The organism is Polaromonas sp. P1_G4, assembly GCF_056405475.1.
Window position 1 is genome coordinate 1 of sequence record NZ_JBFUCA010000162.1, and the last position, 8,056, is coordinate 8,056.

11 protein-coding genes and 1 pseudogene are annotated in these 8,056 nt (G+C 61.4%); 5 read left to right on the forward strand and 7 right to left on the reverse strand.

Annotated elements, in window-relative coordinates; all coding sequences use genetic code 11:
- Positions 1–198: pseudogene (locus AC1D1X_RS10165) on the forward strand (polyhydroxyalkanoate depolymerase); the annotation flags it as partial.
- A 114-nt stretch (positions 199–312) separates the two neighbouring features.
- On the opposite strand, the gene AC1D1X_RS10170 reads toward AC1D1X_RS10165, so the two are convergent.
- From AC1D1X_RS10170 to AC1D1X_RS10185, 4 genes are all read right to left on the reverse strand, one after another.
- The gene (locus tag AC1D1X_RS10170) at positions 313–705 is read right to left on the reverse strand and encodes a hypothetical protein (protein WP_477667908.1); all 393 of its coding nucleotides are present in this window, start codon (positions 703–705) and stop codon (positions 313–315) included.
- Positions 706–736: 31 nt separating this feature from the next.
- Positions 737–1,186, reverse strand: coding sequence for a hypothetical protein (locus tag AC1D1X_RS10175; RefSeq protein WP_477667909.1), 450 nt, complete (start codon positions 1,184–1,186; stop codon positions 737–739).
- A 36-nt stretch (positions 1,187–1,222) separates the two neighbouring features.
- Positions 1,223–2,437 (reverse strand): MFS transporter, encoded by a 1,215-nt coding sequence (locus AC1D1X_RS10180; RefSeq protein ID WP_477698228.1) that lies wholly within the window; start codon positions 2,435–2,437, stop codon positions 1,223–1,225.
- A 150-nt stretch (positions 2,438–2,587) separates the two neighbouring features.
- Entirely contained in the window at positions 2,588–3,043 is a 456-nt protein-coding gene (locus AC1D1X_RS10185) for a CBS domain-containing protein (RefSeq protein WP_457280097.1), read from the reverse strand.
- A gap of 171 nt (positions 3,044–3,214) precedes the next feature.
- Here AC1D1X_RS10185 and AC1D1X_RS10190 point away from each other — a divergent pair, with 171 nt between their 5' ends.
- The 3 genes from AC1D1X_RS10190 to AC1D1X_RS10200 are packed head-to-tail and all read left to right on the forward strand — an operon-like array spanning position 3,215 to position 6,627.
- A complete protein-coding gene (locus tag AC1D1X_RS10190) occupies positions 3,215–4,528 on the forward strand; it encodes an O-acetylhomoserine aminocarboxypropyltransferase (RefSeq protein ID WP_477667911.1) in 1,314 nt (437 codons plus the stop codon).
- Between the two features lie 3 nt (positions 4,529–4,531).
- On the forward strand, positions 4,532–5,338 hold the full coding sequence (locus AC1D1X_RS10195; protein WP_477667912.1) for an alpha/beta fold hydrolase: 807 nt from the start codon (positions 4,532–4,534) through the stop codon (positions 5,336–5,338).
- Entirely contained in the window at positions 5,335–6,627 is a 1,293-nt protein-coding gene (locus tag AC1D1X_RS10200) for a cytochrome P450 (protein ID WP_477667913.1), read from the forward strand. The genes AC1D1X_RS10195 and AC1D1X_RS10200 overlap by 4 nt, the downstream gene beginning before the upstream one ends.
- On the opposite strand, the gene AC1D1X_RS10205 is transcribed toward AC1D1X_RS10200, so the two are convergent.
- Entirely contained in the window at positions 6,620–6,994 is a 375-nt protein-coding gene (locus tag AC1D1X_RS10205) for a thioredoxin family protein (RefSeq protein ID WP_477667914.1), read from the reverse strand. The genes AC1D1X_RS10200 and AC1D1X_RS10205 overlap by 8 nt on opposite strands.
- A gap of 162 nt (positions 6,995–7,156) precedes the next feature.
- On the opposite strand from AC1D1X_RS10205, the gene AC1D1X_RS10210 reads away from it, so the two are divergent.
- Entirely contained in the window at positions 7,157–7,525 is a 369-nt protein-coding gene (locus AC1D1X_RS10210; RefSeq protein WP_477667915.1) for an Mpo1-like protein, read from the forward strand.
- 62 nt (positions 7,526–7,587) lie between these two features.
- Here AC1D1X_RS10210 and AC1D1X_RS10215 read toward each other — a convergent pair whose 3' ends face one another.
- Together AC1D1X_RS10215 and AC1D1X_RS10220 are read right to left on the reverse strand one after the other, a co-directional pair.
- Positions 7,588–7,818 (reverse strand): hypothetical protein, encoded by a 231-nt coding sequence (locus tag AC1D1X_RS10215; protein WP_477667916.1) that lies wholly within the window; start codon positions 7,816–7,818, stop codon positions 7,588–7,590.
- On the reverse strand, positions 7,815–8,003 hold the full coding sequence (locus tag AC1D1X_RS10220; protein WP_477667917.1) for a DUF3606 domain-containing protein: 189 nt from the start codon (positions 8,001–8,003) through the stop codon (positions 7,815–7,817). Before AC1D1X_RS10220 ends, AC1D1X_RS10215 begins: the two co-directional genes overlap by 4 nt.
- Positions 8,004–8,056 lie beyond the last annotated feature (53 nt).

The following is an 8,056-nucleotide window of genomic DNA, read 5'->3' on the forward strand; positions in this document are numbered from 1 at the left end:
GTTGAAGGGGAACGCGACGACATCTGCGCCGTAGGGCAAACGGTAGCGGCGCAGGATCTGTGCACCGGCATCCGGCCCTACATGAAAACCCACCATGTGCAGACCGGCGTGGGGCACTATGGGGTGTTCAGCGGACGCAAGTGGAATCAGCAAATCTACCCGCGGGTCCGGGAGATGATTCACTCGAGCATGGGCTGAAATTCATACAAAATCGGCCTCCAGTCCAATGGAATCGGGCGCAAGCAGCTCCTGAATTAATAGCACCACGTCGAATCGTGTGCGAGCGCTTGCCGGCAGAGTCCGATGCTCTGCCTAGACGCCATCGTGCCCATTCAACACAACTCTGCGCAGCATCGATCGGTACTTGAGCGCCATGAGCACAGCAAGCGGATAGCCCAGGCATCGCATCGGGTTCAGAAAGTGAAGCCAATACGGACGGGCGTACCAACGCTCCATACGCTTCTTGAGGTACTTCTCTTCATATCCCCAGTCAGGCATGATCATCCACAGCATGAGCGGAAAAATCAGGAAGGTGTCGAAAGCAAACGAGGCGCAGACATCCCTGAAGATGATTCGATCGACGAGCTTGAGGTCATCCGCCGAGATATTGCCTTTCAGCACAAGTTGCCGGCATTCGGTGTCCTCGATTCCGATCTCGGTCCATGCATACGAGATGATTTCCCAGACGTAGTATTTCTTCACCATGTCAACGGCCCCTGACGCTTGAGGAGGCAACTCACCGCACATAGCGATACCTCAGCCATGCAGGGCGCTCGCCCGACTGCAGAAATTCCCTGATGGCCGTGAATGCACGGTCTTTACCCATGCACTCTTCAATGAGGTGAGGCCGTATCTCACCATGGGCGATCTTGGTCCGTACTTCCTCAGACGGCGAAACAGGCGCTACGTGATCCAGAGCGCGGTATTCGCTACCGTTTTCATCGAGAAAGATGAGACTGGCATATTCGCCGTACCACTCCACCGCAAAAAAGATATCTACCCATCGCCGTGCACCCAGAATGCGCTGCCACAGCGGGCGCGGGCCAGCATCCGCGCTGAGCGCCAGGCGCCCTTGCGGCAACCGCTCTGCAAGCGCTAATTGTTCAACGAGCGCTTTCAGCGACGACACTGTGGAATCCACCTCGTTCAACTCGATTTCCCATTCGGTGCAAGAAGTTACGTTCATACAAACCTGATATTTAAGATRAAGGCACAGCCGTGTTCATKCGCGCGTGCCATCGCTCCGCTCCGTCCATGCCACCAGAGCCCCAATCAAACCCATCGCGCCCACCAATCCCAAAATCACTCCACGCCCCTCCATCACCCCTGCAAACACCCCCACCAGCATCCCCGCCAGCGGCTGCGACAAATTGTTGAGCATCACAATCACGCCAGTGGTCTTGCCGAGGTCTCTCGGTGGAATGATCTTCTGACGCAGGCTGCGGATGTAGACGTTGAACATTTTGTCAAAGCCGATCACCAGCAAGAAACCGGCGATGTACATCCAGAAGTTGCCAGCCAGCCCCGTGAGCAGGCCGCCGGCCAACATCACGCTGTATGACACCAGGCCCAGGGTGCGCAAGGGCAGCACGGTGCGGGCGATGAACAGCAGGATGATGACGGTGGCAATAGCGCCGGCCGTTTGCAGCAACGCGTAATCGCCCGCAGAGCGCTGCAGCAGCCCGGTCACCATCGCAGCCGAGGTGGCGAGCGTCACGCCGATAACCAGGTTGACGCCGGCTGCCAGCGCAATCACTTTTTTCAGGCCCGGCAGGTGCAGCACCTGCGAAAACGCGGTGCGGATGGGCAGCAGCCAATGGTCCGGGGCGGTCTCGGGCGCGGCCAGCTCAACCGGGTTCTTCCGGTGCCACAAGGTCACGGCGCCGTCGGCCAGCAGAAAGAGCGCCGCGGTAGCTGCCACCACCGCGGGCCATGGCACCCAGCGCAACAGCACTGACGCCAGCACGGGCCCCAGCACCATGCCGAGCTGGTCGGCAATCTGCGCATGGGCCAGCACTTTTTCAAAGCGGTGCTGCCTGAATATCTGCGGCAGCATGACCTCGCGGGCCATCAGGCCMTGCGTGGTCAACACACCGCAGACCGCCGACAGGGCAATCAGCCAGCCGATGCCGCCCAGCCACTGAAAAGCGGCCGCCCCGCCGATGCACACGAGCGCGCGGTAGAGCTGGCTGATGCGCAAAAGCTTGAGAGGCGAAACCCGGTCGCACAGCGCGCCACACACGGGAAAAGCCAGGAAGCGGGGGAGCGTTTCTACCGTGAAGGCGATACCGGACCAGGCCACGCTGCCCGTGATTTCGAAAACCACCAGAGGAACCAGGAAGAGCAGTATCTGGTCGGCAAGCCTGGAAAGGAAGAGGGAGCTATAAAACAGCTGGCCGTTGGCGTTGTTGGCGTTGTCGCGCACCCCTGCTCCCATCGCCTTGCTCCGCAAAGCAGGCCAGATACCTTGCGTATCTGGCTATTATTTTGATAGCGCCTTGCGCTCCTCCTGATTGGGCTGATTGGGCTGATTGGGCTGGCGGCATCTTTTATGCAAAGAACGCCGTCAAGCCCGTACCCCTCATATTCAGCTGCGGTCGGCGCCGTCTTCCTCCGGCCAGTCGCGGATGTAGGCCTTGAGCATCTTGTTTTCGAAGTTCTGGCTGTCCACCACGGCCTTGGCGACGTCGTAGAGGCTGATGACGCCCATCATGACTTTCTGGTTCATCACGGGCATGTAACGCGCGTGGCGTTCCAGCATCATGCGGCGGACTTCGTCGAGTTCGGTCTCCGACGTGCAGGTGAGCGGGTGGTCGTCCATGGCGGTACGCACCAGCGTGCTGCCGATCTCGCCGCCGTTTTTGACGATGCAGACAATCACTTCGCGAAATGTCAGCATGCCGACCAGGTCACCGTGCTCCATGACGACCAGTGAGCCGATGTCTTTTTCGGCCATGATCTGGGCCGCCTTGGCAAGGGGTTCGTCAGGCTGGACGGTGTAAAGCGTGTTGCCCTTCACGCGCAGTATGTCTAGAACCTTCATGGCCATCTCCTCGGTTGTGCTGCTTGCCGGCCCTCATTGTCCCACCACAGCGCGGCAACAGGGAATTCAGTTTAAATATAGCCCACAATCAAACGGCAGGTTGCAAGAATCTGTTCGGGCTCCTGCGATTGCCMGGCGCACCGCCACTTTTTTCTGACTGGAGACAAACCCATGCCCGGTTACTCAGACCCCGGCTTCGACACCCTGGCGTTGCACGCCGGCGCCGCGCCCGACCCCACCACCGGCGCGCGTGCCGTGCCGATTCACCTGACGACTTCTTTCGTCTTCGAATCCAGCGACCACGCGGCCAGCCTCTTCAACCTCGAACGTGCGGGCCACGTCTATTCGCGCATCAGCAACCCGACCAATGCGGTGCTGGAGCAACGCGTGTCGGCCCTGGAAGGCGGCATAGGCGCGATCGCCACGTCCAGCGGGCAGGCGGCGTTGCACCTGGCGATTGCCACCTTGATGGGCGCCGGTTCGCACATCGTGGCCAGCACCGCGCTGTATGGCGGCAGCCAGAACCTGCTGCACTACACCTTGCGCCGTTTCGGCATCGACACCACCTTCGTCAAGCCCGGCGACCTGGATGGCTGGCGCGCTGCCGTGCGGCCCAACACCAGACTTTTCTTCGGTGAAACCGTGGGCAACCCGGGCCTCGATGTGCTGGACATCGAAGCGGTCTCGAGCATCGCCCATGACGCCGGCGTGCCGCTGCTGGTGGACTCCACCCTCACCTCCCCCTGGCTCATCAAGCCCTTTGACCACGGCGCCGACCTGGTCTACCACTCGGCCACCAAGTTCCTGAGCGGCCACGGCACGGTCATTGGCGGCGTGGTGGTGGACGGCGGCAGTTTCGACTGGGAAAAGTCCGGAAAATTTGCCGAACTGACCGAAGCGTACGAAGGCTTTCACAACATGGTGTTCAGCGAGGAAAGCACCGTGGGCGCCTTCCTGCTGCGCGCGCGGCGTGAGGGCCTGCGAGACTTCGGCGCCTGCATGAGCCCGCACACGGCCTGGCTGATTTTGCAGGGCATTGAAACCCTGCCGTTGCGCATGGCGCGGCACATGGGCAACACCGAGAAGGTGGTGCATTTTCTTGCCAGCCACCCGCTGGTGTCGCGTGTGGGCCACCCCATGCTCGAATCGCACCCCAGCCACGCGCTGGCCAAAAAGCTGCTGCCGCGCGGCGCCGGTTCGGTGTTCAGCTTCGACATCAAGGGCAACCGCGAACAGGGCAAGGCCTTCATCGAGGCGCTGAAAGTCTTTAGCCACCTGGCCAACGTTGGCGACTGCCGCAGCCTGGTGATCCACCCAGCCAGCACCACGCATTTCCGCATGAGCGACGAAGCACTGGCGGCCGGCGGCATCACACAAGGCACGATCCGCCTGTCGATTGGCCTGGAAGACCCGGACGACCTGCTGGACGACCTCAAGCGCGCCCTCAAGGCGGCAGAAAAAGCCGCCGTGAAAGCGGGGGCTTAAAGCATGTACCTCGACGTCAACGGCCACAAAACCTATTGCTACACCGGCGGCAAACCTTTCGATGCGGCCAAACCCACTGTCGTGTTTATCCACGGTGTGCTCAACGACCACAGCATCTGGATACTGCAGACCCGCTACTTCGCGCACCACGGCTTCAACGTGCTGGCACCCGACTTGCCCGGCCATTGCAAAAGCGAAGGTGAGCCGCCGCAGTCGGTCGAAGAAGCGGCGGCCTTCATCATCGCGCTGCTCGGTGCAGCCGGCATCAAGAGCGCCTCACTGGTGGGCCACAGCTTTGGCTCCCTCACGGCGCTGCACGCGGCGTCCACTGCATCGCACAGGGTGACGCACCTGGCGCTGCTGGGAACCGCCGCGCCGATGAAGGTTTCGCCCGCGCTGCTGGACAACGCACTGAACCAGCCGATGAAGGCCATCGAAATGGTCAACACTTTCTCGCATTCCATGCTGGCGCCGCCGCCCTCGTCGCTGGGCCCGGGCACCTGGCTGTATGGGGGGTCGAAGGCGCTCATGAAACGGGTGCTGGCCAGCAATACCAAAGTCAACCTGTTCCACCGCGGCTTCAAGGCCTGCGACGACTACACCGGCGGCGAAGCGGCCATTGAAAAAGTACAGTGCCCGGTGCTGTTCATCCTGGGCAAAAACGATTCCATGACCTTGCCAAAAATGGCGGCGCCGCTGCAGACCAAAGCCAAAAATGCCAGGACGGTGATGCTGCAGGCCGGCCACCAGATGATGACCGAAGCACCCGAAGGAGTCTTGTTTGCGCTGAAGGATTTCATCAAGCCATGAGCGTGCTGACGGCCACGCCGGCGATGACGCAGCAGCGTGCGCAGGAAATCGCCGCCAGCTTCGACCTGCGCGCCTTGCCGCCGGATTTTTACGCCAACCCCTATCCGGTGTATGCGCTGCTGCGCGAAACCGAGCCCGTCAAGCGCATGCCGGACGGTTCCTGGTTCCTCACGCGTTATGCCGACCTGGTGGCGGTGTACCGCGACGCGCAGACCTTCAGCTCGGACAAGAAGGTGGAGTTCGGGCCCAAATACGGAGCGGGCTCGGCCCTGTTTGAACACCACACCACCAGCCTGGTGTTCAACGACCCGCCGCTTCACACGCGCGTTCGCAAACTCATCATGGGCGCCCTCACGCGGCGCGCCATTGCTGATATGGAGCCCGGGCTCATCACGCTGGTCGATAGCTTGCTGAATGCGATCGAGCGCCGGGGCGGTGGTGATTTGATTGAGGATTTTGCTTCGGCGATCCCGGTGGAGATCATCGGCAACCTGCTGGGCGTGCCGCATGCCGACCGGGCGCCGCTTCGCGCCTGGTCGCTGGCCATACTCGGCGCGCTGGAGCCCAAATTGACGCCCGAACAGGAAGCCCTGGGCAATGGCAGCGTGCGGGACTTCACGGGCTACCTCAAGGACCTGGTGGCGGACCGGCGCAAACACCCGGGTGACCCGGAACACGATGTGCTGACACGGCTGATCGGCGAAGAAGTGTCGGGTGAAAGACTCAGCGAAACCGAATTGCTGCAAAACTGCGTGTTCATCCTGAACGCCGGCCACGAAACCACGACCAATCTGATCGGCAATGCCTTGGTACTGCTGCAGGAATGGCCGCAGGCGAAGCAACAGTTGCTATCAAAATCAGAGCTGCTCGCGCACATCGATAAAGGGCTAGAGGCCGATTTAACTGTTGAAATCGATGAATTCCTGCGTTTTGAGCCGTCCAACCAGCTGGGCAACCGCCGCGCGCTCAAGGCCTGCCAGGTGGGCGGTGTGGACTTGCCCGAAGGCGCGTTGCTGACGCTATGCATTGGGGCCGCGAACCGCGACCCGGCACAGTTTTCCAACCCCGAACATCTGGACCTGGCACGCCAGGACAACCGCCACCTGGCCTTCGGCTTCGGCATTCACCAGTGTGCCGGGCTTAGCCTGGCGCGGCTTGAAGGCCGCATTGCCATTGGCCGGTTTCTTCAGCGCTTTCCGCACTACCGCCTGACCACCAGCCCCACACGCGGCGGCCGTGCGCGCTTCAGGGGTTTTCTGAAGGCGCCGTTTTCAACGACGGCTACCTGACCTGGCGTTGCGCGCCCACACGGTGCGGCGCCGCTTCCAGCGCCTGCAACAGCGCCTGTGTGGATGGCAAATGGGGCACGGGCCTGACGTCGGTCTGCTCCAGCGACTCCAGCAGGCGGGAAAGGGTTTGCGCATGCGGCGTCAGGGGACCCAGAAAGCGCGTGCCGCCCGCATCAGCAATCAGCAGCGTGGGAAAGGTCTCCACTTCCAGGTCGCCGACCAACGCGGCTTCATCTTCAATGTCCAGCCAGACAAACCGGCTTTCCGGATAGCGCAAGGCCATTTCCGAGAAGACGGCGCCGTAGTCGCGGCAAAGGCCGCACCAGTCCGCGCAGAGGCAAATCACCCAGCGCGTGGGAGCGGCCATTACCGGTGGTTCGCTGTGGGGAATCTCTGGAAGCAAAGCAGATGGCATGCAGACGCAAGAGTGCATAAAGGATGCAGGGGCCGGGTGGCCATGGATTGACTATTATGGCCAGCGCCGCAAAATAAGGAGCACCACCGGATATCCGGCGCAGGAGACAAACCCATGAATGCCATCAGCCCCGATGCGGCCGAAACCGGCGTCACGACACCCGTTGATCCCCGCAGCTTTGCGTCTTTCGCGGATTTTTACCCCTTCTACCTGGGCGAGCACCGCAACGCGACCTGCCGCCGCCTGCACTTTGCAGGCTCAAGCCTCACGCTGCTCTGCCTGGCAGCGCTGCTGATGACCCGCAATCCGTGGTGGCTGCTGGCCGGCCTGCTGTGCGGCTACGGCTTTGCATGGATCGGGCATTTCGGATTCGAGAAGAACCGGCCCGCCTCGTTCAAGCGGCCACTCTACAGCTTCATGGGAGACTGGGTCATGTACCGCGACATGTGGCTCCAGGCCTTGCGGCGCATCAAAGGCACCTGAGCCCGTTTCCCTGCGTGGCCTTGGCCCCCACAACGGGCTCTAACAGACCTTATCGGGGTTTATCAGGAGTCCAGTGACTGCAAGGGACCGGTTTTTAACGCCTTGAGGCAAGCAGCGCCGGCCTGCAACGCCGCTTCATGCGTGGGGTACGGGTGGTCGGAACCTTCAATGCGCAGGTCCGCCATGTGCTCTTCGGCTGACAGCTGCGTGACCACCCAGTAAAAAAGACCCGCTGACGGCTCCTTCACCCGCACCGCGAGCGGCCCGGGCGCATCGGGAACGGCGGCACTCATAAAGACCGCCCGAGTTCATTGCTCACGTCTTTGGCGGCAGGGCCTACTTCCGCCACGGCAACGCGCAGTTCAAGCTCACTGCAATCGAGTGCGCTGACCCAGTATTTCAGGGAGGCTTCCTCGTTGATGTTGATGGGCTCGTTTGTCAGGGCCGGGTCGGCGATCAGGTTCGATGGTGATGTCACGGTTCTCTCCAGCTTGGTTGTCAATTGAGGGGATTGCAACAGATGAAGAGAAT